We start from the raw sequence: 26,596 nt of genomic DNA, 5'->3' as shown, positions 1-26,596 counted from the left end.
TGCGCTGCACCGGCCGCTGTTACCTCGTCGACGCGTACGGCGCTCGGGCGTCGTTTCGGGCGCGGAGGCTGCCGGCGGCGGCCGGCCGTACCTCCGCACGACACCCGAGCGGGGTTGCCCAGTACGGTGGCACTCACCGTCAGCTCGCGCAAGGGTCTGGACCAATCAGGTCTGGACCTTTACGTGTCATGCCTGGTTGTGGCCCTGTTCAACGACTCAACCCCGGCCTCGCTGGGGTAAATTGGTCTACACCACAAGATTCCGCAACGCCCCAGGACGGCACCCTGACAACGTCGGCCACCCGGCGGATTGGTCTGCCCGCGAGGCCGCCCGCGGACCCCCGCAAGGACGGCGAGGGCCCGGGGACGCGATCGCGCCACCCGCCGGCCGGCGGATGGCGCGATCCGGATCCCGCGCGGCGCCCCCGTCACTCGTTGCGCGCGTTCTCCGGTCCTGTGACGCGCGTCAGCAGCGGCAGCGTCGCCCCGATCACGGCGAGCGCCGCAACGATCCCGCCGCCGACCATGACGTAGTACTCCGGGCCCGGCGGCTGCAGCGAGTAGCCCAGCTGCGCCTTCAGGAAGAGCTGGGCGGCCAGGAACCCGGTGCCGACCGCCACCACCGCGACCGCCAGCATCGGCACCGCGCTCTCCAGCAGCACGACCTGACGCAGCGTCCGCAGCCGCACCCCGGTCAGCCGCAGCAGGCTGAAGGGCCGCTTGCGGTCGCCGATGCCGCCCGCCACCGCGACCGCGAGGCTGCACCCGGCCACGGGGAAGCTCACGGCTATGACGACATCGGCCAGCCGCCGGTAGCTGTCCAGCTCCTGCGCATCCGCGGCGCGTTGTTCGGCGACGGTGTACGGCGGGTCGTCCGCCGGGTACGCCCGCGCCAGCAGCGTCCGCACGGTCTCCACGGCGGACCGCGAGCCGTCCGTGGTCACGGCGACCTGCACGACCGGCAGCCCCCGCAGCTCCTCCGGCGTCGTCGCTGCGGCCGGCCAGCGCGTCGGCCACGAATGGTCGTGGTCCAGGCCGTACGAGTCCACTCCGGTGTTGAAGGACGCCGTCCGCGCGCCCTGCGCACAGGCCCCGTACACCGGTACGGTGGCCAGCTGCGCGCAGTCCACCAGCCCGCCGCTGTAGGGAGCGTTGCGGTCACCGCCGGGATCGGCGTGGACGACGAGGACGCCTCCGACGCCGGGCACCGCGCGCAGCGCAGCGAGCAGGCTGTCCGGCGGGGTGACGCCGGTGCCGACGATGCGGTGGTAGGTGAAGTCCCGGTGGTCGCTCGCCACCGTGTCCCGTACCGCCTTGCTCGTGCCCGGCAGCCCCCGCTCGTGCACCATCGCGTCGATGATTCCGACCGCGGCGGTCGTCACGCACAGCGCGAGCACCAGCCCGCTGACCGCTCGGAAACCGGCCTTTGGGTCGTCCGACAGCCGCCGTCCGGCGACCAGCCCGGCGGCGCGCCGGGCACGCGCGGCCATCAGCCGCGCGCCCGCCATCGTCAGCCACGGCCCGGCCACCACCAGCCCGCCCAGCACCACCAGGATGCCGGGCAGGAAGGCCCGCACCTGCCCGGTGCTGGTCGGTGGGCGGTGCCCGATGAAGCACGCCAGCTCCACCAGCCCGGCCACCAGCGGGATCAGCCGGTAGGCGCGCGGCGGGCGCGGCGTGGTCCGGCGGGTGACGCCGAGCGGCGAGATCCGCACCCGGCGCAGCGCGAGCCGCGCCGACAGCGCCGCCGCGAGCGGCACCCCCAGCGCGACCACCGCGACATCGGCCACGGACAGCGACAGGTCGGAGAGGAAGAACGGCGTGCGGGTGAAGTCGACCTTCACCAGCAGCGGGCGCAGCGCCTCGTAGAGGCCGAAGCCCGCCGCGACGCCCGCGGCCGCCGCCACCGTCGACTCGACCGTCGAGACCACCGCGATCTGCCGGGGCGTCGCCCCGACCAGCCGCATCGCCGCGAACCGCTGCTCGCGCGCGGCGGCCGACAGCCGGGTGGCGGTGCCGATGAGCACCAGCACCGGGAAGATCATTGCCGCGGCGACGACCGAGAGGATCAGCTTCATCCCGTTGCTGTTGGTGCCCACCGTGCAGCTCGGCCCGCTGCAACTGCTGGGCGAGGACGAGGCGATGGCCTTCACCTCGGTCGCGTTGCGCTGCCCGGCCAGTTCGTCCGGGCGGTGGCCGATCACGATGACCAGTGAGTCAGGACCGGGCAGCGCCGCCTTGCCGATGGTCCCGGCGAGCCTGCCCGGGTAGCGGTCGGCGAGCTGGGCAGCCGGGGTGTCGCGCAGCAGCTCGGCCATCGCGGGGGAGGCGTAGAACTCGCCCGGGCCCGGCAGCCGCGGCATGCCCGGCGGTACGGGGGAGTGCGGGCCGGTCGCGGCCACGTCGATCCGGCCCACCAGCCTGCCCTGGAAGCCGTCCGCGGCGATCTGCCACCACAGCGGGTCGGCGCCCGGTTGCGCCTGGGCCGGTACCCGGCCGGTGTTGAGCCAGCCGTTGCGGGCGTTCTGCGTACCGGTGGCGTTGAGCGCGGCGAGCGTGGCCAGCAGCATGCCGACGCCGAGTGCGACCGCGGCCGCGATCACGGCCAGCCGCAGCAGGGCGTCCCGGCCCGTACCGAGCGCCATCCGCAGACCGAGGCGTATCACGTGCGGCTCCCGCCGAGCGCCGGGGAGGTGACACGGCCGTCGCGCACCATGACCTCGCGGTCGGCGCACGCGGCGACGCGGGCCTCGTGCGTGACGATGACCGCCGTGGTGCCGTTCTCCCGGACGGTGCCGACCAGCAGCTCCATGACCTGCTCGCCGGTGAGCGAGTCCAGCGCGCCGGTCGGCTCGTCGGCGAACAGCACGTCAGGGCTGCCCGCCATCGCGCGGGCCAGCGCGACCCGCTGCGCCTGACCGCCCGACAGCTCCCCGGAGCGGCGCCGCTCCAGCCCGTCCAGACCGAGCCGGGCGAACCAGCCGCGCGCCTCGGCGAGCGCGGGCCCGCGCCGCGTACCGCTCAGCAGCAGCGGCATCGCGACGTTCTCCTCCGCTGTCAGCTCCGGCACGAGCTGGCCGAACTGGAAGAGGAAGCCGAAGCGGTCGCGGCGCAGTTCGCTGCGCTCGGGCTCGCGCATCCGGTCCACCCGGCGGCCGTCGAAGAGCACCTCGCCGCCGTCCGGGACGAGGATCCCGGCCAGGCAGTGCAGCAGCGTCGACTTGCCCGAGCCGCTCGGGCCCATGATGGCCACGATCTCGCCGCGCCCCACGGCCAGGTCCGCGCCGCGCAGCGCGGGCGTCCGCCCGAAGGCCAGCTCGACGCCGCGAGCCTCGACGAAGCCCGCGCCCCCGCCACCCCCGCCCGTCCCCGCGGCCTCGTCGAGCCTGCGCGTCCCCGCGTCCCCGTTGCTGCCGCTCATCCCAGCACCTCCTGCGCGAGCGCGGACAGCCGGGCCTGTGTGACGTCGATCCACCGCAGGTCGGCCTCCAGCCGGAACATGCTGTGGTCGGCGAGCAGCTTGTCGACCAGCGGCCCGGTCCGCTTGATCTCCGTGAGCCGGCGCATCCTCCGCACATGCGCGGCCCGCTGGAGATCCAGGTACGCCGACGCGTCGCGCTCCAGCATCAGCGCGAGCACGACCTTGGTGAACAGCTCCGTCTGCAGGTGCTGTTCGGTCTCGACCGGCTCGGTGAGCCACGTCTCGACCTCCGTGGCCCCCTGGTCGGTGATCACGTACCGCTTCCGGTCCGGCCCCGCCCCCGGCTCCGCGGGCCCCACCACCACCTTCCCGTCCCGGGCCAGCCGCCCGAGCGTCGAGTACACCTGTCCCAGCAGCAGCGGCTTGCCGGGGCTGAAGTACGTGTCGTAATCCCGCTTGAGGTCGTATCCGTGGCTCGACTGCCGTTCCAGGAGCCCGAGAAGCGTCATCGGTACGTTCACACTCGGTGTATACACTGAGTGTGCACACCGGGTCAACGTCCCTCGGGCCGTGGGCGCCGCGCCGACGCCCCGCCCGCCGATCGGGTTGCCGCGTGTGCGCCGACGGAGGGGTTTCGCGGCACGGCTCGGGCGGGCGGAGCGGCCGGGGGAGGAGGCTCGGCGGGCGGGGAACCGTTCCGCGAACCGCCGGGTCCGCCCGGCGGTGTCCCACAGCAGGAAGGCCGTCATGCTGCCGCTCGCCACGCACAAGCCCCTGACCACGCTCGCCCTCACCGCCGGGGCCGCCGCCCTGAGCCTGTTCGGCGCCGTCGCACCCGCGGGCGCGGCCGCCACCGGAGCGTCGGGCCAGGCCGCGCCCGCCACCGTGCGCAGCGGATACGTCGACGGGCGGGTCGTCTCCAGCCTGCCGCTCACCATCCGCGCGGCGGCGACCACGAACTCGGCGGCGCTGGGCAGCTACCCGCCCGGCGCCATCGTCCACCTCTCCTGCAAGGTCAACGGCCAGACCGTGGACGGCAACCCGCGCTGGTACAAGCTCTACGACCGCACCGGCTGGCTGGCTGCCCGCTACGTCGCCAACCTCGGCACCGTGCCCTGGTGCTGACCCCGTCCGAGGGCACCGAGTGACCGTCGCGCACGGCGGCCGTACGTCCCCGTACGGCCGCCGTGCGCGGTCGTGTACCGGCGGTACCGGCTCGAGGAGGGCAGGCAGTGGACGCGCGCAGAGGACCCGGCCGGACGGGAGCCGGACCGCGGCGCTCGGGCGAGCGGGTGGACCGGCTCTACCGCACCCTGCTGCGGCGCCGGAAACGGTCGCTGGGCCCCGAGGACGTCGCCGTCGCCGACCTGCCCAAGGTGCGGCTCGCGGTGGGCGCCGCCGCGCTCGGCAACACCATGGAGTGGTTCGACTTCGGCGTCTACGCCTACCTCGCCGACACCCTCGGCAAGGTCTTCTTCCCGTCCAGTTCGCCCGGCACCCAGGTCATCTCGACCTTCGCGACCTTCGCCGCCGCATTCCTCGTACGCCCGCTCGGCGGCCTCGTCTTCGGGCCGCTCGGCGACCGGATCGGCCGGCAGCGGGTGCTGGCGATCACCATGATCATGATGGCCGCGAGCACCCTCGCGGTCGGCCTGCTCCCGACGTACGGGTCCGTGGGCCTGCTCGCGCCGATGCTGCTGCTGGCGTGCCGGCTCGTGCAGGGCTTCTCCACCGGCGGCGAGTACGCGGGCGCGACCACGTACATCGCGGAGTACGCACCCGACCGGCGGCGCGGCTTCCTCGGCAGCTGGCTCGACTTCGGCACCTTCATCGGCTATTCGCTGGGCTCCGGCCTGGTCACCGTGCTGACCGTCACCCTCGGGTCGCAGAGTCTCCAGGACTGGGCCTGGCGCATCCCCTTCCTGGTGGCCGGGCCGCTCGGCGTGACCGGCCTCTACATGCGCCTCAAGCTGGAGGACACCCCGGCCTTCAAGGCGGAGGTCGAGCAGGCGTCCCACGCCGCGCCGGGCGGCGGCAGCCCCGTCGAGGAGGCCCGGCAGTCCGGGCGCGGGCGGCTGAAGGACATCTTCACCGGCCACTGGCAGGCCATCATGATCTGCATCGGCCTGGTGCTGCTCTACAACGTCACCAACTACATGGTGACGTCCTACCTGCCGACGTACATGACGTCCACGCTCGACTTCGGCGACACCACCGCGCAACTGCTCGTGCTCGGCACCATGCTGCTCGTGGTGCTGACGATCACCGCGGTGGGCCGCACCTCCGACCGGTGGGGGCGGCGGCCGGTGTTCATGACCGGCAGCATCGCGCTCATCGCCCTCTCCGCGCCCGCGTTCGTCCTGATCCGGCAGGGCGGCATCGTGCTCCCGGCGGTCGGCTGCGCGATCCTGGGCCTGCTGCTCGCCTCCTTCGCGGGCACCTCGGCGGCCACACTGCCCGCCCTCTTCCCGACCCGCATCCGCTACGGGGCCCTGTCGATCGCCTTCAACATCTCCGTCTCGCTCTTCGGCGGCACCACCCCGCTGGTCGCGTCGGCGCTCGTGGAGGTGACGGGCGACGCGATGGTCCCCGCGTACTACCTCATGGTCGCGGGCGCCGTCGGCTGCGTGTCGACGCTCTACCTGCGCGAGACCGCGGGCAAGCCGCTGGCCGGCTCCCGCGCCATGGTCGAGACGCCCGGCCAGGCCCACCGCCTCGTCGCCCACAGCCGCACGGCGGCGGGCCGCCACGCCCGCGACGTCTGGCTCCGCCTCCGCGGCCGGCGCCACCCCCCGGGGTAGGGGAGCCGGACCGGGCGCGCGGGGGAGCCGCGGCGTGCGGCGCGTGCAGCGTGCGGGTACGGCAGGGGCAGCCCCTGGGGTGCGGGGAGCTGCGGGTCAGCTCGGCGCCCCAGGCGCGGTGTGCGGGTACGGCAGGCACAGGGCGTCCCTGGGAGCCGCGGGTCGGCTCCCCGCGCCCCAGGGGCGGTGTGCGAATACAGCGCGGGGCGTTGCTGGGGGGCCGTGCGCTCGGCTCCCGCGGCGGGTGGGGCGCAGGCCCCCCGGCCGCGGGGCGCGCGACCGGCCACCCGCGGACGGCCGTGGCCCGCACGGGTGCCGCGCCCACGGTGCGTCCCGTACCGCGCCCCTCAGCGCGCTCCCGCGCCCCTCGGCAAGTGCAGCGCCCCCGCTGCCATCGCCGCCGCGGACGCCGCTGCGACGTCCCGTACCGCGCTCCTCAGCGCGCTCCCGCGACCCTCGGCAAGCGCAGCGCCCCCGCTGCCATCGCCGCCGCGGACGCCGCTGCGACGGCGAAGCCACCGCGGGCGCCGAGGGAGTCGACCGCCCAGCCGGTGGCCGCCGCCGCGGCCGCCGAGCCCGCGGCGCTCGCGGAGCCGAGCCAGGAGAAGGCCTGGGTCAGGACGAGCGGGTCCACCGCGGACTCCGTCAGCAGCGTGAAGAGCGCCAGCAGCGGCGGGACGGCGGCGCCGGTCACCACCACGGCCGGCCCGAGCGCGACGGGCGAGCCGGCGGCGAGCAGCAGCAAGGTGCCGAACGTCAACACGGCCGTGGCCGCGAGCAGTTGTACGGGCGGTGCGGCCCGCCACCGGCGCAGCCCGTACAGCCACCCGGCCAGCAGGCCGCTGCAGCCGGACACCGCGAAGAGCGGGGCCGCCGCTCCAGGCGCGCCGTGCTCGACGGCGAAGGCTGTCAGCGACACCTGCATCGCACCGAAGTAGACGCCGATGCCGAGGTTGAGGCCGAGCAGGACGCGCAGGGCGCCGCCCAGCAGCGTCCGGCCCGCACGGGCGTGCGCGGCGCCGTCCGCCGCGTGCGGGGGCGCGCTGCCGCGCCGGGCGGCGAGCAGCAGCCCGCCGCCGACCGTCAAGGCGGTGGCCAGCACGCTGCCCGCCGCCGGGTGCCCGGCCGCCGCGAGGGCGCTGACCAGGGCGGGCCCCACGAGGTAGGACACCGCGTTGCCGACCGACTCCAGCGCGAAGGCCGCGGGCAGCTCCGCCGCCCGGCCGTCGCGCAGCAGCGCCGCCCAGCGCGCCGCGGACATCGCCGGGAGCTGCGGCACGCTTGCCCCGACCGCCGCGCCGCCCAGTGCGAGCAGCGGGCGCGGGGCGCCCGCGGTCGTCAGGCCCACGAGCGCGGCCACCGCGGCGGCGTGCCCGAGCAGCGCGGGCGGCAGCACCCGCGTCTGGCCGAACCGGTCCGCGAGCCGGGCCAGTCGGGGCGCCCCGACCGCCTCGGCCACCGCGAAGCCGCCGCTCACCACCCCGGCGGCGGCGAAGGACCCGGTCCGGTCGTGCACGAGCCAGACGATGCCGAGTCCGGTCATCGCGCCGCCGGTACGTCCCAGCAGCGCGGGCAGGAAGAACGCCGCGGCCCCGGGGGTACGCAGCAGGGCACGGTAGTTCGCCGTCGACACGGCGATTCCCTCTCGCTGCCCGGCGGGGCGGGCCCCGGGTCGCCGGTGCCCATGCGTACCGACCCGTGGACGACCGCCTGGAACCGTCCAGTTGCGGCGCGGAGTGGGGACACGCGCCCCGCACCGACTCCGTCACCGGGCAGAAGTCCTGTGATCCGTTCACCGGCCCCGGAAGCGGGGCCGAGCAGCATCGAAGGGCATCCGCCCGGCGAAGTCAACCGCCGGGCCCGCCCGCCCGCGCGCGTCCGCAACTCCCCGGGTGCGCGGCGCGACCTGCCGCCACCCGCGCCGACTCCACCGTGCTGCACCGCCCGAGCGGCTCCCCGCCTGCGGATTCCGTGGTTCCCCCGGTCGGCGGGACGCGCGTGCGGGGCCGGGAGGCGGCATGCTGGAAGGAGCGGAAGAAGCGCGTACCGGTCCGCCGCAGGCTCGCGGCGGACCGGCGGGAAGGGGTGAGCGGCCATGCGTTCCCGCTTCGCACCCGACCGGCAACTGTCCGTGCGGATGGCGGTTGTCCTCGTCCTGATCGGGCTGGTCTACGTGGCCTTCGTCGCCGCGCTGGTCGCGCTGCTGAAGTCCGTCGTGGTCGTGGTGCTGGTCGTCGCGGCGCTGCTCGCGGCGCAGTACTGGTTCTCCGACAAGATCGCGCTGTTCGCCATGCACGCCCGCGCGGTCACACCCGAGGAGGAGCCCGCGCTGCACGGGGCCGTCGACCGGCTCTGCGCGCTGGCCGACATGCCCAAACCGGTGGTCGCGGTGTCCGGCACCGACCTGCCCAACGCCTTCGCCACCGGGCGCAACGCCGATCACGCGGTGCTGTGCGTGACCAGGGGCCTGCTGCGGCGGCTCGACGCGGGCGAGCTGGAGGGAGTGCTGGCCCACGAGCTGTCCCACGTCGCGCACAAGGACGTCGCCGTCATCACGATCGCCTCCTTCATCGGCGTGCTGGCGGGCCTGCTGGTGCGGTTCGCCTTCTACTCCGAGCTGTTCGGCGGCCGCCGCCAGGACCAGAACACCGCCGCGCTGCTCGCCCTCGTCATGGCCGTCTCCGCGGTCGCGTACCTGCTCGGCTTCCTGCTGACCCGCGCGCTGTCCCGCTACCGTGAGCTGGCCGCCGACCGCTCCGCCGCGCTGCTCACCGGCCGCCCCTCGGAGCTGGCGTCCGCGCTGGTCAAGGTCAGCGGCGACATCGCCCGCATCCCGACGGAGGACCTGCGCACCGCCCGCTCCTTCAACGCCTTCTTCTTCACCCCCGCGCTCCGCGAGGACTCCCCGCTCGCCGCCGTCCTCTCCACCCACCCGAGCCTCCAGCGCCGCCTGGACGCGCTCGGCCGGATCTCCACCGAGCTGGGACTGCACTCCTGAGCGGCCCCGCGTGGAGAATTCTCCCGGGCGGGGCACCCCGTCAGCGTCGGTCACGCACCGTATCCCGCGACCGCGCCCCCGACGCGACAGGTGTCCCGCCACGATGACGGCCCCGCCACGTGACGGCCCCGGCGCGCGGGCACGACGGCAACGGCCCGTTCGCCGCCCTGCAGGAGCCGGACTTCCGGCTGTACGCGGCGGGGCAGTGCGTCAGCCCGGTCGGGACGTGGATGCAGGCCGTGGCCCAGTCCTGGCCGGCGGTGGAGCTGACCGGCTCCGGTACGGTCCTCGGGCCGGGGGCGGCCGCGCAGTTCCTGCCGGTCCTCCTGGGCAGCCCGTACGGCGGGCCGCTCGCCGACCGCGCGGACAAGCGCCGCCTGCTGCTGGGCACCCAGACCGCGCTGGGCCCTCCTCGCCGGGGTGCTCGGGCTGCTGACCGTCACCCACGCCGTACGGCTGCGGATGGTGGTCCGGAAGGGCATCCCCGGACGCGGTGGGAGCGGGCCGTCCCGCTCGACCCCGTCCGGCAGGCCGCGGCCCGGGGCCGACGAGGTTCCGCGAGTGACAGGCGGTGAGCGCCGCGCAGCCGCGCGCGCTCGCACCCCACCAGGCCTGAGCCGCGACGGATCTACCGGGGGGCCCGCCGCCGGAAGGGCGCGAGCGTGGCGCGTACGAGGTCGGCGGCGCCCCAGTCGGGCTCGAACTGTGCGATGACGGCGAGGTGTTGGCGCAGCTGGAGGATGGGCATGCGCTCGCGCCAGTCCCGGTCCAGCCCGGTGAGCTCGGCGTACAGGTCGAAGAACGCTCCCGCCTCGGGCGGCGGCGCGGTCGTCCACAGGTGGGCGAGGTCCACCTCGGCCCATGTGTACGACACGGCGGGGTCGATCAGCGCGGGGCTGCCGTCAGGGGCGGCCATGACGTTCTGCGCCCACAGGTCCCCGTGCGTCAGGCACGCGGGCCCGCCCGGCAGCAGGTCGGGCAGTCGCTCGCACAGCCGCTCCAGCGCCGCCCGGTCCCCGGCGTCCAGCACCTCCCGTACCCGCGGCTCGTCCAGCCACCGCAGCAGCCGGTGCCGCGCGAAGAACGCGAAACCGTCGTCCTCCCACGTGTTGACCTGCCGCCGCCGTCCCAGCCAGTTGTCCCGGTGCCACCCGAACCGCGACTGCCGCGTGCTCGTGTGCAGACGGGCGAGCCCGTGCGCGAACCGCTCCCAGAAGGCCGCGCTGTCCGGCCGGGGCCGCAGCACCGACAGCACGAGCAGATCCCGCCCCGCGAGCAGCACGTCCGGCGTGGCCACGCCGTTCTCGCGCAGCACCCCCAGCCCTTCCGCCTCCGCCGCGAAGGCGTCCTCGTCCGCCGCCTCCGCGAAGGCCTTGACGAACACCCGCGTCCCGTCCCGCCGCCCGGCGAGCCCGGCGAGCGCGGCGAGCCCGCCCGTGACCGGCTCGACGCGGACGGTGTCCCGCACACCGGCGGCGTGCAGACGCTGGAGCAGGAGGGACGCGGTATCGGCCATGGCCGCGATGATCTCCTCCGCCCCCGGGCCGTGGCAATGCCCCGTCTTCCGTGGAGGCGCACGGAATCCGGCCCGAGCGGCGCGGCTGCCCGCGAGGGATGGAACCGCGGGGCCTCGACGAGTGCGCGGTGCACCGTCCGCGGCTCCCGCCACCGCCTGCCGCCGGCCCGGACGGTCGCCGGTCGCCACCCCCTCGGGGGCAGGGAGGCGGGGGCGGCCAAATCGCCTTGTCCCGCGCACCCGGCTCGACCTACAGTCGGATCACTCCGACGAGACGTTCCCCGGAAGCACGCCGCAGGGCGGGAGCGTCCCACCTCGCCGAGGTGCCGGAGGGGCGGCAGTCGTCCTTGTCGACCCTTCCTTCCGGAGGCTCTTTTCATGAACGTCGGTATCGGCCTGCCCATCGGCGACCCGGCCACCCTGCTGACCTGGGCCCGGCGCGCGGACGCCGGGCCCTTCACCACGCTCGGTCTGCTCGACCGGATCGTCTACGACAACCCCGAACCCCTCGTCGCCCTCGCCGTCCTCGCGGGAGCCACCTCCCGCATCCGCGTCCAGACCGAGGTGCTGCTCGCCCCGCTGCGGGACACCGCCCTCCTGGCCAAGCAGGCCGCCACCCTCGACCGGATGACCGGTGGCCGCCTCGTCCTCGGCGTGGGTGTCGGCGGCCGGGACGACGACCACGAGGCCACCGGCATCGACAAGCGCACCCGGGGCCGGCGCCTCGACGAGCAGATGACGGTCATGCGCCGCCTGTGGTCCGGCGAGCCGTACGGCGACGGCGTCGGCCCGATCGGCCCCGCCCCCGCCCGGCCCGGCGGCCCCGAGGTGCTCTTCGGCGGCTTCAAGCCCGCCGCGCTCGAACGCGTCGCCCGCTGGGGCGACGGATTCCTCGGTGCCGCGGCGCCCTCCTGGGCGGGCGGCCTGTTCGACACCGTCCGCACGTTCTGGAAGCAGTACGGCCGTGACGGCGCCCCCCGCCTCGTCGCCCAGGCCAACGTCGCCCTCGGCCCCCGAGCGGTGATCGACGACGCCCGGGCCCGCATGCACGCGTACTACACCTTCACCGGCATGCCCGACCGCATGACCGCCGGGCTCCTCACCACCCCCGCAGAAATCCGCGCGGCGATCGCCGACTTCGCGAACCTCGGCGCCGACGAGGTGATGCTCTACTGCTACGGCCTCGACCCGACCCAGGTCGACCGCATCGCCGACATCCTGTAACCCCGGCAGCGGCGGTCGCCCCCTCACCCGGCCGCGGGAAGCCCCGCACCAGGCCGACCGAGGACCCCTCGCCCGCCGGGCCCGGACGGCCCGAACCCGCCGGATCCCGGCGGGCAGGAGAACGGATGCCGCCGACCCTTCGGTGGCCGCGTCGAAGAAGCTCAGTGGACGGACAACCCGCCGTCGACGAAGATCGCCTGCCCGGTGACGTAGCCGGAAGCGCGGCCGGCCAGGAAGACCGCCGCCCCGGCGAAGTCCTCGGCCAGGCCGTTGCGACCGACCATCGTGCGCGCGGCCAGCGCCGCCACCTTCTCGGGGTCGGCGGACAGCCGTGCGTTGAGCGGGGTCATGACGAAGCCGGGCACGAGTGTGTTGCAGGTGACGCCGTACGGCGACCACGCCTCGGCCTGGGAGCGGGCCAGCGACTCCAGCGCGCCCTTGGAGACTCCGTAGGCGCCGCTCTGGACGAACGCACGGTGCGCCTGCTGGGAGGTGATGTGGATGATCCGCCCGAAGCCCCGCTCGGCCATGCCGGGCCCGAACCGCTGGCCCAGCAGGTAGGGCGCCTCCAGGTTCACCGCCATCGTGGCGTCCCACACGTCCTCGCCCAGCTCACCCATCGGCGGCCGGAGGTTGATTCCGGCGCTGTTGACGAGAATGTCGGGCTCGCCGAACACCTCGGCTGCCTGCTGCGCAGCCGCACGCACCCCGTCGCGGGTGCTCAGGTCGGCGCTCACCCAGGCCGTCCGGCAGCCGTCGGCTGCCAACTCGGCGACCGTGGCGGCCAGTTCCGACTCCTTGCGTGCCACGACCACCACGCTCGCCCCTGCCCGCGCAAGTGCCCCGGCGATGGCGCGACCGATGCCGGAACTGCCGCCCGTCACCACGGCCACCCGGCCTTCCAGCGAGAACAGTTCGGAGACATAGCTATGCGAGGTCATGTCCGAACCCTAGACGACACGTCCGCGGCGACCCGCCCGGCCATCGGCCTCCCACGTGCCGTCCACCAGCACCCGCCGATCGCCGCGCCACCGACTGAAGTCCTGACGGATCTCCCGCCTTCTCCGTTCGGCATCCGCCCCGGCCGCACCTGAACGTTCAGGTGCGGCCGGCGAGTGCCCCGACCGGCCCCGGTCACTCGCGGAGTTGGGCGATGGCGTGGAAGGCGGTGACAAGCGCGCGGTCCAGGTCCTGCTGGGAGCGGGGGCGGGTGTGAGGGTGCGCGCAGGCGTGCCGGGTAAGGCGCAGGTCGTCGAGGAGCCGGCGCGACAGGCCGTGGGTGTGGCGGTCGAGGTAGTCCACCGGGTGCCGGCCGTCCGGTACGCACTGCGTCAGGCGGTCCCAGGCGACGATGACACGGATGACGTCGCTGAAGCGGACGTGGGAAAGCCACGGGCAGTCGGCGGTCTCGGCGAGGATCTCACAGGTCCGGCAGGCGCATGCAGACGGTGTCACGGGTGCCTCCTCGAAGCAGCGGGGAAGAAGCGGAGATGACTCCATTCGGGCCGGGATCCGGCCTGTGCCGTGAGCGGACCGGACACTTTCGGTGAACCTTCGGACGGCCTCGGACCTGCGGCGGTAACCTCCGGACAGTTCCGGACACCCTGGGGGGCGAGGTCCATGAGCGGCGGTGAGGTGAACGCGGTCGAGGAGTTCGCTGCCTGGCTTCGCCAGATGAAGCTGCTGGGCGGCGATCTGTCGTTACGCGAGCTGGAACGACGCACCCAGGCGGTGGGGCCGAGGGTGGCCCGCAGCACCATCCAGGACGCCCTCGACGCGAGGCGGCTGCCGTCGCTCGATCACGCGGTGGCGATGGTGTGGGCGATGACCGGTTCCAAGGCCGCTGTCGAGGACTGCCGCACCAGATGGCGCAGGGCCCGCTCGGCAGTGAGGGGCTGGGAGCTTCCGGACATGCCGGCCCCGGCCGCGGTGCGACCCGCACCGTCGAAGGCCGAGGCATCCCTCCCGCCGCCCGTCGCCTCGCCCCCCGAGCAGAAGCCCCCCTGGTGGCGCTCACGGGCCGCGGCGGTCACCGGCGCGTCGATCACCCTGCTCGCCCTGGCCGGCGCCGGCATCTACCTGGCCACCGCCCACGGGTCCGGGGCGGGGGAGAAGGCGCCGCGTACCCCGGCGGTTTCGGCGGCCTCGCCGCGCACCCCGGCGCCGTCGCCCGCCTACACGCCCGTGTACACCCACCGGAACCTGTCCTCACACGACTACAACGACTACTTCGACCTGCTCACCGGCAAGGTCGTCACCGACGAAGGAGCCTGGTCGCTGAGCACCAACGCCGACCCCGACGGCGACAGCCACGGCGCATTCGAACTCCAGCCCCTGACCGACGCCTACCTCGCCGGCCGCACCGTGCCCACCGTCGAGCAGTGCGCCACCGGTCTGGCCCACCGCCCCACCCGCACCGTCCGCTTCCCCGCCGTCCCGCCCGGCAGCAGCTTCTGCCTGCGCAACCGCACCACGGGCGACATCGCCGTCGTCCAGGTCAACGACCTCGACTACGGCAACTGGGCCGCCGACATCTTCCTCAGCTACTACAAACACACCTCGGCCACCACAGCGCCCGCGGCAGGCTGAAGCCACAGCGGACGTGTTCCCCTCACGCGGCGGCGGTCCCGCGGCCTGCGTTCGCCACCCGCTCACCATGTCGGCCGGCGGCCCCGGGCCAGGGCCTGCCCCCTTCCGTGACCCGGCGGCCGGGGACGACCCACCCGACGAGTCGGGAGCAGGAGGCTCAGCGGGCCAGCAGGCCCCGGATCGCGGCTGCGATCTCGTCGGGTGCCTCTTCGGCCATGAAGTGCCCGGCGCGGGTCAGGCGGTGGTCCAGATCCGGCGCCCACGCCTTCCACACCCCGGCAGCGTCGTAGCCGAGCTGCGCGCCCCAGTCCTGCTGGACGACCGTCACGGGCATGGCCAGCTGCGACCCGGCGTCCAGGTCCGCCTGGTCGTGCACGACGTCGACGCCCGCCGAGGCCCGGTAGTCCGCGACGATCGACGTCACCGCCGCGGCGCTCGCGCGCAGGTATTCGGCACGTACGTCCTCGGGCACAGCGGTCGGGTCGTTGGCCCAGGCGTCGAGGAACGAGCCGAAGAACGCGTCCGAACTGCCTGCGATCATCGCCTCCGGCAGGCCCGGCGGCTGCGCCATCAGGAAGAGGTGGTAGCCGACCGCCCCCGAGACGCCGTGCAGGACGTTCCACATGTCGAGCGTCGGCACGATGTCGAGGATGCCCAGGTGCGTGACGGTCTCAGGGTGGTCCAACCCTGCCCGGAAGGCGACCAGGGCGCCTCGGTCGTGGCCGACGAGGGCAAAGCGCTCGTGGCCGAGCGCCGCCGCCAGGGCCACGACGTCGGCAGCCATGGTGCGCTTGGCGTACACATCGGGGTCGACGGCCGCCGGCTTGTCGCTGGCGCCGTAGCCCCGCAGGTCAGGACAGATCACCGTGTGCTCGTCGGCGAGCCGCTCGGCGACGTGTCGCCACATCAGGTGGGTCTGGGGAAAACCGTGCAACAGCACGACCGGACTGCCGCTGCCGCCGACAGCTGCAGCCAGCTCCACACCGGCCGCACCGGGCAGGCGGATGTGATCGAAGCCGGGAACGGTGAGCGTCATGAGGACCACCCTTTCGGGTCGGGGGCTTGACCGGATCAGCTTGGGCGACGGCGATCAGCAGCCGATCAGTACGGTGGGGCGCTGCCGGCCCCTGGCACGGAGGATGGGGGCATGCGAATCGACGTGCTCGGTGCGGTGCGGGCCCTCCGCGACGACGGCAGCCCGGTTGACCTGGGCGGACCCCGCCATCGTGAGGTACTCGCCCGGCTCGTCGCCGCCGAGGGACGGATGGTCACCACCGACACCCTTGTCAACGACCTGTGGACCGATCCGCCGACCCGCGCCGTCGGCGCTTTGCGTACGTTCGTCGCCGCGCTGCGCCGCGCCCTCGAACCCGACCGACCGCCCCGCGATCCGCCGCGCGTCATCGTCACCGAAGGTCCCGGCTACGCGCTGCGGCTGCCGCGCGAGGACGTGGACAGCCATCGGTTCCAGGACACCCTGGCCCGAGCCCGCCGCGACCCCGCCGCCGTGACCGACCTCGGCGCGGCACTCGCGGCCTGGCGCGGACCCGCCTACGCCGATGTGACCGGCTCCGCATGGGCGCAGCGCGAGCGGACCCGGCTGGAGGAACTGAGGCTGGAGGGGGTGGAACTGCGCGCCCGTATCCTCCTCGACTCCGGGGAAGGGGCCGACCTCGTCGCCGAACTGGGTGCCCATGTCGCCGAACACCCGTGGCGCGAGCCGGCCTGGGAGCTGCTTGCCCGCGCGCTGTACCGCGGGGGCCGCCAGGCCGACGCGCTCGCCACCCTCCGCCGAGCCCGCGCGATGCTCGTCGACCAACTCGGACTCGACCCCGGTGGCGGCCTTCAGCGCCTGGAGACGGACATCCTCAACGGCTCCGCGCCCCCCGAAGGAGCACGTACCGCGTGGACCGGCACCGGTGTCCGGTTCGGCCCGCGCACCACCGTTGATCTGGCCCGCACCCTCGCACTGGCGGGTGGCGACGCCCTCGTCCGCTCGCGGAGCGACCGCCTCGCCGCCATCCAGGCGGCGGAACGCACGGGAGACCTCTTCCTGACCGCCCGGATCATCGGCGCCTACGACGTGCCCGCCATCTGGAGCCGGGCCGACGACCCCGAGCAGTCCCGTGCCGTCGTCGCGGCTGCCGAGCGCACGCTCACCGGGCTCGGCCCGGACGGCCCCGCCGACCTGCGCGCCCGCCTCCTGGCCACGGTCGCCGTCGAGAGCCGCAGCGCCGATCTGTCCGGGACCGAGCTGAAGCACGCGCAGCAGGCGGCGCGCCAGGCCGAGGAGCTGGCACGGGACCTGGCCGATCCCGCCCTGCTGGCCTTCGCCCTCAACGGGGTGTTCCTGCAGTCCTTCAGCAGCCCCGGGCTCGCGGCGGCACGGGACAGGACCGGCGCCGAGATCCTCGACCTGTCCACCCGGAACGGGCTGCCGAACTTCGCCGTACTCGGCCGGCTCGTCCGCCTGCAATCCGCCTCGGCCCTCGGCGACCTCGACGCCGCGGCCTCGCACGCCCACGCAGCCGACGAGCTCGCCACCACCACCGAGGCGCCCCTCGTCCCCGTCCTCACCGGGTGGTTCAGGGCCCGGGCCACGGCCGCCCGCAGCACCGAACCCGGCGGACCGACCGCCGCCACGGCAGCAGCGCACTACCGCGCCGCCGAGGACGCCCTCCGGACGGCCGGAATGCCGGGGCTGCACCGCGGCCTGTTCCCGCTCGCCCTACTGGGACTGCGCCTGCTGCACGACCGGCCCGCGCCCACCGACCCGCACCTCGACTGGGGCCCGTACAAGCCCTGGGCGAGGCCCCTCGTGCTGCTCGCCCAGGACCGGGGCGAGCAGGCCCGTGCCGCCCTCGCCGCGGTGCCCGAACCACCGCACGACCACATGCAGGAGGCCATGTGGTGCCTGACCGCCCGCGCCGCCGTACGCCTCGGCGAGCGCGGAATCGCCGCGCAAGCTGGGGCTGCCCTGCGTGATGCCTGCGCAGAACACGCCGGCGGCGCCAGCGGAATGCTGACCCTGGGCCCGGTGGCGCGGTATCTGGCAGAGGCGGAGGCATGCGCCGGAGCGGGGTGAGCGACCGCGTTCCGCCGCACTCCGCGAGCCCCGGGACCGCCCGCGCTCACCCCACGGCCCCGGCGGAATCAGGTCGCATGGACGTTCAGTGGCATCCGTCGCCGTCGCGGTCGCCGGGCAGCCGGCGACGGTCTCGAACGCCACGCGTGGTGATCCACTGCCCGTAGGCGTTCGCCGGCAAGGCGTTCACCGACGCCGTCGAGAAAGGACGGCTTCGTCACCCAGAACGGCGCCAAGCTCGTCACCCGGGTACTTCCGCTCCGCGACCACCTGCCGCGACACACCGCAGGCCCGCCATGCCACGGATCGGGCCCGGTGCCGTCCACCTCCGGCTGGTTCGTCCAGGCCGTCGACAACCAGGGCATGTGCTCGACGGGGTTCGCTCCCGCGTGGTGCAGTTGGACGAACCGGAAAGCGTGTCGGACCCCGTCGTCCGGCCCACTCCGCGGAGCGAGCCGGACGGCACGGTGGGAGGAGCCCCACGACGACGCACGTGATCGCCCCCCGCGGCCTGCGGAACCTCGGCATCCTGGGCATCGCCGCCTTCTCCGTGATCGGCCTCGTCGTGGTGGCCCACCCCGGGGCGGACGCGAGCCTGAAAGGACGGCTGGTCGCAGGAAGTGCCATGTCGGCCACGATCTGGCTGCTGTGGAACCTCGCCCTCGCACCCCGCATAGTCCTGGAGCCGGGCGTCGTCGCCGTCCACTACCCGGGCATGGTCCGCAGGATCCCCGCCGCCACCATCGTCGACGTCCGCGTCGAGCGCGGCGACCTGGTCATCAGGACCGCCGACGGACGTACGGCGAAACCCCCCACCTTCCGCGCCTCCGTCGCCGGGGCCGCGACCGGAAACCGCGGAGCACGGTCCGTGCGCCACCAGATCCTCGACCACGCCCACCACGCCTCCACCGCAACGGCGAAAACCCCTACCCGCACACAGACCCTCCTCAGACCCCACCTGCTGGTACTCCTCGTCCCACTGACCGCGCTGTGGACCGAGGCGTTCCTCCTGCACTAGCCGGAACCGGCCGCCTGGGCACGGCCCCGGCCTCCTGGGCGCGACGAGGCCAGGAGGCCAGCCGGCCGAGGGCGGCCCTCCGCCTTCTCGCCGACCTCGCGGGATGGTCCCGGCCGCACCGAAACACGGGCCGGCAGCGCCGTACGATGCGGTCGGTGATCTTTCCCCCGGACCGCGGAACGGCCTCGTAGTGGGCCCTACTCGGTCGATGCGGCAACGCAGCGAGGTGCCGTGCCGGGCGTCGCAAGCCGGTGAACCCTCCCGGTCACAGCACTAGGTTGCCTGCCGCTGACGGGACGCGTAGGACCGGGCCTTGCTGCGGTTCCCGCACACTTTCATCGAGCACCAGCGGCGGCTGTGGTTCTTCGACACGTCCCAGAACACCCAACCGCAGGTGTGCTCCGCACAGCGCTTGAGCCGAGTCGCGTCCCCGGTCGTGACCAGTTCGCTCCACGCGATCGCCAGCATGGCCAGCGGCCTCCGCTCGGCGGGAAGCCCCGGCGCAGGGGTCAGGGAGCCGCGTGCCGTGATGAGCACGGGGTGTTCGGCCAGCATCCGGTCTGCCGCGGCCCGACGCTCCGGGTCGGGGGTGTCCCCGACGTGGGCGCCCAACTCCTCGCGGATGCCTGCGCGAAGGGCCATATAGCTCTCGTGGACCTCGGCGGGGATCTCGCCGGGCTCGTCCAGTAGGCCGCGGCTCTTCAGCCAGCCGGCCAGCGCAACCGGGGTGGCGATCTCGTCGCTCGCCTCCTCCACGTCGATCGTGTTGGCGAATGCCTCCACGAGGACGGCTGAGGCCGGCGGCTCCAGCATTGCGGTCACCTCCTGCAGGTTTCCACCATCTTACCGCCTAAGCGTTTTGCCGGTTGCGGAAGGGCGGGGCACCTGCCACAGTGACCCCACCGGCTAAAGCGTTAGACAGTTAGGGGACGGTCATGACCACGGCGGTACGTGAGCGGACGCAAACCGGCAGGAGCTTCGGCGCTCCGACGCCGAGAGATCGCTCCCCGGCAGACCCTGGTCGCCGCAACACCGCTCTCCTTGTCGGCTTCACGGCCACGACCAACCTCGCCGACGGCGTGATGAAGATGGCCCTCCCGGTGCTCGCCACCCAGCTCACCGGCTCACCCGCCCAGGTCACCGCGGTATCGCTGACCCTCACGCTGCCCTGGCTGCTCGTCGCCTTGCATATCGGCGTGCTCGTCGACCGCTTCGACCGGCGGCGGCTGCTCTGGGGTGCGAACGGGATGCGGCTGGCTGCGATGGGCTGGCTCACCGCCTCCGCCGTGACCGGCGCCGTCACGCTCGGCCGGCTCTTCTGCGCCGGGGTGATCCTCGGCGTCGCCGACGTACTGGCCTCCACCTCCGCCTCCGCTCTGGTCCCGGCCGCGGTACCGGCGGCGGGACGAGAGCGCGCCAACACCTGGATGGTAGGCGCCGAGACCGTAGGACAGGAATTCGCCGGCCCATTCATCGGCGGGCTGCTACTGGCCTCCGGGACGGGCCTGGCGCTGGGGCTGATAAGCGCCTCCTACGCGCTCGCCGCCCTCGCCCTGCTCCTACTGGTGGGCCGCTTCCGGGCCGACAGGCCCGACCCGGACGCAACTCCCGTCTCCGTCAACAGCCGGATCGCCGAAGGGATGCGCTTCCTGTGGCGGGATGAGGTGCTGCGCACGCTGTCGCTGGTCGTCGCCGTGCTCGCCGCCGTCTGGGGGGCCTGGCTGGCGCTCATGCCGCTCTACGCCAAGCAAGCCATGGAGCTCGGGCCGCAGCAGTACGGCATCGTGCTCAGTGCCCTCGGGATCGGCGGACTGGCCGGCGTGGTAGCTGTGACCTGGGTGAACCGGCTGCTGAGCGCACGCTGGGCGATGTTCGCCGATCTGATCGGCACAACAGCGATGGTGGCGCTGCCCGCGCTGACCACCAACATATGGGCAGTGGCGGCCGGCGCGTTCCTCGGCGGTATGGGCGGCACGCTCTGGTCGGTCAACTCCCGTACCCTCGCCCAGCGTATGGTCCCCGACGAGATGCTCGGCCGCTACGGCGCAGCTGCCCGGCTCTTCAGCTTCGGCGCCATGCCGCTGGGCGCGGGCCTGGTAGGCCTGCTGGCCGAACTGGGCGGCATGCGGCTGGCCTTCGCGGTGTTCGCAGTGGCCACAGCGGCAACGCCAGTGCTCTTCCTCAGGAACGTCACCCGGTCTGCCCTGGAAGCCCGTTGAGAGCCCGCCATTGAGAAGAGCCGGGACCGTTGCGCACGTTCAGTCGTACCGACCGGCGCACATTCGGGTGTACCCGGTCCGGCAGGCTGTTCGGGGAACGGGCCGCAGACGGAGACTCCTCCGTCCAGGACGATCTGCTGGCCGGTGATGTAGCGTGCCGCGTTCGGCCCCGGACAGACGGCCGCCTCGGCCATCTCCTCGGAGGTGCCGTAGCGGCCCGCCGGAATCTCCGGGACCCACTCGCCGGAGGGCCCGGCGTCGTTGACCGCGGTGCTGATCGCTCCCCCCCCCGCGACGACGTTCATGCGGATGCCGTCGGCCGCGGACGCGGCAGCTCGTGAAGCAGCCTGCAGCTCCGGCGGGACGCGTTCCACCCCGCTGCCCGCGGCGCCAGAAGGTTCTGCGAGAGGGGCGCCGGCCTCCTCCGTCCCGGGTCAGGAGGGGGTCAGGCCGAGGCGAAGTCGCAGTACATCACGTGGAGTCCGACACGGCCGAGCGTCGGATGTTCGAACGCACCGGGGACTGTTCCGACGACGGTGAAGCCGAGGGACTCGTAGAGGTGGACCGCGGAGAGGTTCGAGGCGGCCACTGCGTTGAACTGCACTCCTGCGTAGCCGTTGCGGCGCGCCCAGTCCAGGGCGTAGCCGCACAAGTGCCGCCCCACCCCACGGCCGCGGGTGTCGGCTGCGACCATGAAGCTGGCGGTGGCCACGTGGGCGCCGGGTCCGGGCCGGTTGCGCCCCATCTTGGCAGTGCCGACAACCCGCCCGTGTTCCGTCACGGCGACCACGGTCAACCCGCTGGCGTCGCCAGGCTCGATCCAGCCGTGCCGGGCCTCGGTTTCACTCATCGCCGGATCGTAGGTGAAGGTGTCGGCGGCACGGACCACCTCACGGACGATGGGCCAGACCTCGGCCCAGTCCTCCTGCTCGAAAACCCTGACGATCACGCCGGTGTCCATGGTCTTTCTTCCCTCGGGCGAGTGGTTTGCCGATGGTAACTGAGCCGGTCCGGTCCCCCGCAGGCGGCAAAGGCGTGCACAGCGGCACCACGATTTCCATCCCATCCGTAGTGGTCGCCGACTCAGCGGTGATGAGCGCCTTGAACAGCCGCCCTGTTGGTGGTCGGTGAGGGTCTTCACGGCCGAGCGGGTGTTGGCCCACGGGTGATCGGGGAGTCCCACGCAGGGGCGGGGCGGGGCGGGGCGGGGCGGGGCGGGGCAGCGGCTGCTCGGCCAGGTCGGCGGCAAGGGGCACCGGGAGCGACCGGGGTGGCGGGCGCGGCGGACATGAGCGGCCCGCCTCCCTCGGGCAGTGAGTGCTGCCGCAGACCCAAGTTATCGGAACTCGGGTTCCCTTAGGGGTGGGCTGCGTGCTACCTTCACTGTCATAACGGAACGCCAGCCCCGTTAAGTGAGGGGTGGCTGTTCCGTTCCGCTACGACGCTCCGCCCCGTCCGGAGGCGGAGTCCAAGGGGGTATGTGCCATGTCCACAACCAGAGTCCGGCCCGCGGCCGCGCACCCGGCAGCGCGTGCCGTGCCCGAGCGGCTCAGCGGCCGGCTGAAACTCGTCCTCGGTGTCCTGCTGGTCGCCCAGTTCATGCTCGCCGTCGACTTCTCGATCCTGAACGTCGCGCTGCCGGCGATCGGGGACGGGCTCGGCTTCTCCCTGTCGAACCTGCAGTGGATCGCCACCGCGTTCGCCCTGTCCGCCGCCGGGTTCACCCTCTTCTTCGGCCGCATCGGCGACCTGATCGGCCGTAAGAAGATGTTCATCGGCAGCATCGCCCTGCTGGGGCTGTCGTCCCTGGCCGGCGGGCTCGCCACCGGCCCCGGCGTCCTCCTGGCCGCCCGCGTCGCCCAGGGCCTGGCCACCGCCGCCGCGACCCCGGCCGGGCTGTCGCTGCTGACCACGGCCTTCCCCGAAGGACCGCTGCGGCAGAAGGCGCTGGGCGCCAGCGGCGCCCTGATGTCGGCCGGCTTCACCGCCGGGGCCATCCTCGGCGGCGCCCTGACGGACCTGCTGTCGTGGCGGTGGGCCTTCTTCGTCAACGTGCCGGTCGCGCTCGCCGTCGTCCTCGTCGCCCCCGCCGTGATCAAGGAGTCCAGGCCCGCCGAGCGGCCCCGGCTCGACCTGCCGGGCGCCCTCACCGTGACGGGCGGTCTGCTCGCGCTCGTCTACGGGCTCACCCAGGCCGGCGCGCACGGCTGGACCGGCACCCCGGCACTGTCCGGACTGGCCGCGGGCCTGGTGCTGCTGGCCGCGTTCTTCCTCATCGAACGGAAGGTCTCCCAGCCGCTGGTGCCGCCCGCCGTGCTCGGCCGCCGCAACGTGGCCTGGGGCAACGTGTTCGGCCTGCTGGCCTTCGTGACCGAGACGTCGCTGGTGTACCTGCTGACCCTCTACCTCCAGGACACCCTCGGCTTCTCCCCGCTCGAAGCCGGCGTGACCTTCGGCGTGCTGGGCGCCGGTACGGTCATCGGCGGGCTCCTCGCCCCGAAGGTCATCGCCCGCACCTCCACCTCGACCGCGCTCGTCGCCGGAGGGCTGCTCCAGGCAGTCTCCACGGCCGCGCTGCTCTTCCTGGGCACCTCCACCGGCACATCCCTGGCCCTGCTGCTGCCTGCCACGTTCCTCGGCGGCATCGGCAACATGCTCGTCATCGTCGGCTTCATGGTGACCGCCACCAGCGGACTGCCGGACGCCGAACAGGGCCTGGCCACCGGGCTCGCCTCCATGTCCCAGCAGGTCGGCATCACCATGGGCACGCCGATCATGTCCGCCGTCGTCACCGCGGCCGGCGGTGGCGCCGCTACTGCCTCGGCGATCCACCACGGCGTCACCGTCGCCATCGCCGCCAACGCCGCACTCGTCCTGCTCGGGGTCGTCCTCGCCGCGGGCTTCCTGCACGCCCGCAAGCCCGCCCCGCGGTCCGCGGCTTGAGTTCCGGTCAGGCACCGGTCCCGGGGAGGAGAGGTGACCGGCGGGGCGGACCGCACCCAGCGGTCCGCCCTGTCCGCGGCGGTGAGTACCGCCGCCCCCTCTCCCGTCCTCCTCCGTCCCCACCGCCCCGACTGCTTCCCGTACGAAAGGAGCCCCCCATGTCCGCCACTGCCCGCCCGCCCGTCCCCGCCGCCGGGGCGACCTGGTCCGATGCCGTGATCCCCGGCGACCCTGCCGTCAGCGCCCGCGTGTTCCGCCCGCTCCCCGGGCGGGGGGCGCCCACCGGCTTCCTGGTGTGGGCCCACGGCGGCAGCTGGCAGTACGGATCGGTCGCGCAGTGGCACGACGTCACCGCGCGCATCGCCGCCCTGTCCGGCTGGACCGTGGTCAGCGTCGACTACCGGCTCGCACCCCGCCACCGGCACCCCGCCCCCCTCGAAGACCTCCTGACGGCCCTGGAGTGGACCCGCCTGCGCAGCGACGCCTCCGGCTCGCTCCTGGCGGTCGGCGGCGACAGCTCAGGAGCCACCCTCGCGGCCTGCGCCGCGCTCGCCGTCCGCGACCGCGGCGGCCGGCTCGACGCCCAGGTCCTGGCCTACCCGCCGCTCGACCCGGGTTTCCGTGCACCGGGCCACCGGTGCGATTCCCGCGCCTTCCCGACCGCGGCCGCGCTGCGCCGCGCCTGGAGCGCCCACCGCGGGACGGCTCCCACCGCCCTCGCCGCCGACGGCACCGTCCTGCACTCCACGCCCCTGGACGCCGCAGACCACCACGGGCTCGCCCAAGCCGTCCTGGCGACCGGCGGCCTCGATCCCGTCAGCGGCGACACCCTCCGCTACGCGCGGATCCTGCGCGACTCCCGCGTCCCCGTCCACCTCCACCACCCGCCCGGCACCGGGCACGCCGACCTCCTGCGCCCCGCGGGGCAACTGCTTCCGCTCCTCGCCCGCACCGTGCGCGAACTGCCGCCCGACCCCCGCACCCCTGACGACGGGAACGACATCCGATGACCTCGACCGTTTCCCCCGCCGAACCTCCCGCGTGCCCCGCTCCGCTGGACGCACTCCTGCGCCACTTCACCGACCTGCGCGAGGGCACCCACGCCGGGCACCGGGACAGGACCGGCAAGGACGCCGCCTTCCGCGCCGCCGTCCGGCTCATGGACGCCCCCGCCCGCCAGGTCCTCGCCGAGTTCGACACCCACCTGCTGCTCGGCAGCGGGACCCTGAGCGCCACCGGCCTCCGTCAGGACGCGCTCGGCGGAAGCTTCGCCGCCTGGTCGCTGAGCTGGCCCGAACAGCTGCGGGCCGGTATCTCCCCCCTGACCCTGCACGCCCACTACGGCGCCGGTTTCCACCACCCCCACCTGCGCGGCGCGACCGTCGCCGAGTGGCCGCTCAACGTCTCCACTCCGCAGCAGGCCGCCGAACTCGCCCCGACCCTGCGCGCCATCGCGTCCGCCGACCTGCACAACCTCGTCTTCCAGCGGGACTGGCGCATCGTCCCCGCCCTGCACCAAACCCCCCGCGCCCAGAACGCCGGGGAAGGACCGCCCGGTTGAGGCCCCGACGTGCCCGCCGTTCAGCCGACCGGGCGCGGCGCGGTGGCGGCCTGCGCGTCGAACGCCACCCGGGCGTCCAGGATCTGGCCGACGTGGGCCTCCGCCCACTGCCCGATGGACGCGCTCAGCAGCCCCGCCCGACAGCCCAGCGGCGTCAGGTCGTACTCCACGCGCGGCGGAACGGTGGGGAAGACCCGCCGGACGACCAGCCCGTCCCGCTCCAGCGTGCGCAGGGTCTGGGTCAGCATCTTCTGCGTGACGCCCGGCACGCTGCGGCTGAGCTGGTTGAAACGCATCGGACCCGCGTTCTGCCGCAGCGCTCCCAACGCGTAGAGGACCCACTTGTTGGCGAGCACCGCGATGACGGTGCCGGCGGGACATCCGACGGAGGGCACCGACCAGGTGGCTTCCTCGGCGCCGCATTCGCTTCTGCCTCCGGACGCGAATGGGAACCCCCGTCGCCAGGCGGCATTGCACGGATCGGTCCGCAAGGTCGAAGGTCGGGGGTGTCAGAGCCGTCTCGTGGCGAACAAGGTGGTCCCGTGCACCGCGTCCACTTCCTTCCGATCGGTCTCGGTGAACCCGACCTTGGCCAGCACTCTGCGAGAAGCGGTGTTCCAGTCCCAGACAGTGGCCCACAGACGTTCGTATCCAGACGATCGCGCCCACTCCACAACCGCCGACGCGGCCTCGGTCGCGTAGCCCTGACGCCAAACCCGGCGTAGCAGCTCGAAGGCCAGTTCCGGTTCCCCTACCGCTCCTCGCCCACTGCCGACCAGCCCGCAATAGCCGATGACGTCACGAGACGCCTTCCGTTCGACCGCCAGCAACTCGGTGGACCACACCTTGCTGGTGCGGATCGAATCCTCGAGCTCCGCGACCGTGGGGTGTCCGTCCGCGTCGATTCGGCGGTGCGGCGGCACTCGTGGATCACGTTCAGTCCACAGTTCACGCTGGACGACAGCCTCCTCTACCCGCCAAGGTCTGAGCAGCAACCGACTCGTCTCGAGTCGAACCTCGCCGTCCAGCGCGCCACCGGTCATGACGGTCACCATCTCACGGGCGAACGACTGTCGTGCCGGAGGGAATGGCGCCGTCGTCAACCCTCGTAGCGCTGCTTGTCGGGGAGTGTCTAATAAACGGCGGATCTGTTGATCATGGAGACGCCAAGTGAGTGAGATGACGATCGAGCACGAGTCCGTGCCTGAGTTGGCCGGTGCGG

At 73.6% G+C, this 26,596-nt stretch carries 24 protein-coding genes and 1 pseudogene; 12 read left to right on the top strand and 13 right to left on the bottom strand.

All coding sequences use genetic code 11. The features are described from left to right. Nucleotides 1-427: 427 nt before the first annotated feature. From IH54_RS0133290 to IH54_RS0133280, 3 genes are read right to left on the bottom strand one after another with little or no spacing between them, the layout of a single operon-like run. Entirely contained in the window at nt 428-2,665 is a 2,238-nt protein-coding gene (locus IH54_RS0133290) for an ABC transporter permease (RefSeq protein ID WP_031524181.1), read from the bottom strand. Continuing rightward, the gene (locus tag IH54_RS0133285) at nt 2,662-3,420 is read right to left on the bottom strand and encodes an ABC transporter ATP-binding protein (RefSeq protein WP_078862723.1); all 759 of its coding nucleotides are present in this window, start codon (nt 3,418-3,420) and stop codon (nt 2,662-2,664) included. Before IH54_RS0133285 ends, IH54_RS0133290 begins: the two co-directional genes overlap by 4 nt. After that, nucleotides 3,417-3,941, bottom strand: a complete 525-nt coding sequence (locus IH54_RS0133280; RefSeq protein ID WP_031524176.1) for a PadR family transcriptional regulator — start codon at nt 3,939-3,941, stop codon at nt 3,417-3,419. The genes IH54_RS0133285 and IH54_RS0133280 overlap by 4 nt, the downstream gene beginning before the upstream one ends. 202 nt (nt 3,942-4,143) lie before the next feature. Between IH54_RS0133280 and IH54_RS44930 the strand changes: the two genes are divergently transcribed. Next, nucleotides 4,144-4,545, top strand: coding sequence for an SH3 domain-containing protein (locus tag IH54_RS44930; protein ID WP_234344145.1), 402 nt, complete (start codon nt 4,144-4,146; stop codon nt 4,543-4,545). A 167-nt stretch (nt 4,546-4,712) separates the two neighbouring features. Next, nucleotides 4,713-6,221, top strand: a complete 1,509-nt coding sequence (locus IH54_RS0133270) for an MFS transporter (protein WP_031524172.1) — start codon at nt 4,713-4,715, stop codon at nt 6,219-6,221. Nucleotides 6,222-6,657: 436 nt separating this feature from the next. Here IH54_RS0133270 and IH54_RS0133265 read toward each other — a convergent pair whose 3' ends face one another. Then, entirely contained in the window at nt 6,658-7,854 is a 1,197-nt protein-coding gene (locus tag IH54_RS0133265; protein ID WP_043183020.1) for an MFS transporter, read from the bottom strand. 462 nt (nt 7,855-8,316) lie between these two features. On the opposite strand from IH54_RS0133265, the gene htpX reads away from it, so the two are divergent. Both htpX and IH54_RS0133255 read left to right on the top strand, forming a co-directional pair. Next, nucleotides 8,317-9,219 carry a zinc metalloprotease HtpX gene (htpX, locus tag IH54_RS0133260; RefSeq protein ID WP_031524169.1) on the top strand — a complete coding sequence of 301 codons (903 nt, stop codon included), beginning with the start codon at nt 8,317-8,319 and terminating at the stop codon, nt 9,217-9,219. Between the two features lie 119 nt (nt 9,220-9,338). Further along, a complete protein-coding gene (locus IH54_RS0133255) occupies nt 9,339-9,794 on the top strand; it encodes an MFS transporter (RefSeq protein ID WP_031524168.1) in 456 nt (151 codons plus the stop codon). Nucleotides 9,795-9,847: 53 nt separating this feature from the next. Here the strand turns inward: IH54_RS0133255 and IH54_RS0133250 are convergent, their stop codons facing one another. After that, a complete protein-coding gene (locus IH54_RS0133250; RefSeq protein WP_031524167.1) occupies nt 9,848-10,735 on the bottom strand; it encodes a fructosamine kinase family protein in 888 nt (295 codons plus the stop codon). A gap of 378 nt (nt 10,736-11,113) precedes the next feature. Here IH54_RS0133250 and IH54_RS0133245 point away from each other — a divergent pair, with 378 nt between their 5' ends. Beyond that, complete coding sequence (locus tag IH54_RS0133245; protein ID WP_031524166.1) at nt 11,114-11,959, top strand: LLM class flavin-dependent oxidoreductase; 846 nt, start codon at nt 11,114-11,116, stop codon at nt 11,957-11,959. Between the two features lie 161 nt (nt 11,960-12,120). Here IH54_RS0133245 and IH54_RS0133240 read toward each other — a convergent pair whose 3' ends face one another. After that, on the bottom strand, nt 12,121-12,900 hold the full coding sequence (locus tag IH54_RS0133240; protein WP_031524164.1) for an SDR family NAD(P)-dependent oxidoreductase: 780 nt from the start codon (nt 12,898-12,900) through the stop codon (nt 12,121-12,123). A 193-nt stretch (nt 12,901-13,093) separates the two neighbouring features. Then, nucleotides 13,094-13,414 carry a hypothetical protein gene (locus tag IH54_RS0133235; protein ID WP_031524162.1) on the bottom strand — a complete coding sequence of 107 codons (321 nt, stop codon included), beginning with the start codon at nt 13,412-13,414 and terminating at the stop codon, nt 13,094-13,096. Nucleotides 13,415-13,579: 165 nt separating this feature from the next. On the opposite strand from IH54_RS0133235, the gene IH54_RS0133230 reads away from it, so the two are divergent. Next, nucleotides 13,580-14,548, top strand: coding sequence for a hypothetical protein (locus tag IH54_RS0133230; RefSeq protein ID WP_031524160.1), 969 nt, complete (start codon nt 13,580-13,582; stop codon nt 14,546-14,548). A 157-nt stretch (nt 14,549-14,705) separates the two neighbouring features. Here the strand turns inward: IH54_RS0133230 and IH54_RS0133225 are convergent, their stop codons facing one another. Further along, the gene (locus IH54_RS0133225; RefSeq protein WP_031524157.1) at nt 14,706-15,584 is read right to left on the bottom strand and encodes an alpha/beta fold hydrolase; all 879 of its coding nucleotides are present in this window, start codon (nt 15,582-15,584) and stop codon (nt 14,706-14,708) included. 111 nt (nt 15,585-15,695) lie between these two features. On the opposite strand from IH54_RS0133225, the gene IH54_RS0133220 reads away from it, so the two are divergent. Further along, nucleotides 15,696-17,633 carry a BTAD domain-containing putative transcriptional regulator gene (locus IH54_RS0133220; RefSeq protein ID WP_031524155.1) on the top strand — a complete coding sequence of 646 codons (1,938 nt, stop codon included), beginning with the start codon at nt 15,696-15,698 and terminating at the stop codon, nt 17,631-17,633. Nucleotides 17,634-18,126: 493 nt separating this feature from the next. After that, the gene (locus tag IH54_RS0133215; protein WP_031524153.1) at nt 18,127-18,651 is read left to right on the top strand and encodes a hypothetical protein; all 525 of its coding nucleotides are present in this window, start codon (nt 18,127-18,129) and stop codon (nt 18,649-18,651) included. A gap of 273 nt (nt 18,652-18,924) precedes the next feature. On the opposite strand, the gene IH54_RS0133210 is transcribed toward IH54_RS0133215, so the two are convergent. Beyond that, the gene (locus IH54_RS0133210) at nt 18,925-19,464 is read right to left on the bottom strand and encodes a CGNR zinc finger domain-containing protein (protein ID WP_031524150.1); all 540 of its coding nucleotides are present in this window, start codon (nt 19,462-19,464) and stop codon (nt 18,925-18,927) included. A gap of 122 nt (nt 19,465-19,586) precedes the next feature. Between IH54_RS0133210 and IH54_RS0133205 the strand changes: the two genes are divergently transcribed. Next, entirely contained in the window at nt 19,587-20,870 is a 1,284-nt protein-coding gene (locus IH54_RS0133205; protein ID WP_052398144.1) for an MFS transporter, read from the top strand. Between the two features lie 122 nt (nt 20,871-20,992). Here the strand turns inward: IH54_RS0133205 and IH54_RS47805 are convergent. Together IH54_RS47805 and IH54_RS0133200 are read right to left on the bottom strand one after the other, a co-directional pair. Further along, nucleotides 20,993-21,244: pseudogene (locus IH54_RS47805) on the bottom strand (SDR family oxidoreductase); the annotation flags it as partial. A gap of 71 nt (nt 21,245-21,315) precedes the next feature. Then, nucleotides 21,316-21,831, bottom strand: a complete 516-nt coding sequence (locus IH54_RS0133200) for a GNAT family N-acetyltransferase (protein ID WP_199923502.1) — start codon at nt 21,829-21,831, stop codon at nt 21,316-21,318. A 524-nt stretch (nt 21,832-22,355) separates the two neighbouring features. Between IH54_RS0133200 and IH54_RS0133195 the strand changes: the two genes are divergently transcribed. The 3 genes from IH54_RS0133195 to IH54_RS0133185 all read left to right on the top strand — a co-directional run bounded on the left by IH54_RS0133195 (nt 22,356) and on the right by IH54_RS0133185 (nt 25,374). Beyond that, complete coding sequence (locus tag IH54_RS0133195) at nt 22,356-23,813, top strand: MFS transporter (RefSeq protein ID WP_031524144.1); 1,458 nt, start codon at nt 22,356-22,358, stop codon at nt 23,811-23,813. A gap of 158 nt (nt 23,814-23,971) precedes the next feature. Further along, on the top strand, nt 23,972-24,823 hold the full coding sequence (locus IH54_RS0133190; RefSeq protein ID WP_052398143.1) for an alpha/beta hydrolase: 852 nt from the start codon (nt 23,972-23,974) through the stop codon (nt 24,821-24,823). After that, nucleotides 24,820-25,374, top strand: a complete 555-nt coding sequence (locus tag IH54_RS0133185; RefSeq protein ID WP_031524140.1) for a hypothetical protein — start codon at nt 24,820-24,822, stop codon at nt 25,372-25,374. Before IH54_RS0133190 ends, IH54_RS0133185 begins: the two co-directional genes overlap by 4 nt. Before the next feature lie 20 nt (nt 25,375-25,394). Here the strand turns inward: IH54_RS0133185 and IH54_RS0133180 are convergent, their stop codons facing one another. Then, nucleotides 25,395-25,769, bottom strand: coding sequence for a winged helix-turn-helix transcriptional regulator (locus IH54_RS0133180; RefSeq protein WP_031524138.1), 375 nt, complete (start codon nt 25,767-25,769; stop codon nt 25,395-25,397). Between the two features lie 114 nt (nt 25,770-25,883). Then, a complete protein-coding gene (locus IH54_RS0133175; protein ID WP_078862722.1) occupies nt 25,884-26,429 on the bottom strand; it encodes a GNAT family N-acetyltransferase in 546 nt (181 codons plus the stop codon). Nucleotides 26,430-26,596: the final 167 nt, after the last annotated feature.

Source organism: Streptomyces sp. NRRL F-5123, from assembly GCF_000721495.1.
In the GTDB taxonomy this organism is placed as follows: domain Bacteria; phylum Actinomycetota; class Actinomycetes; order Streptomycetales; family Streptomycetaceae; genus Actinacidiphila.
Note: the sequence above shows the minus strand (reverse complement) of the source record. Positions and strands in the feature narration are given on the sequence as shown.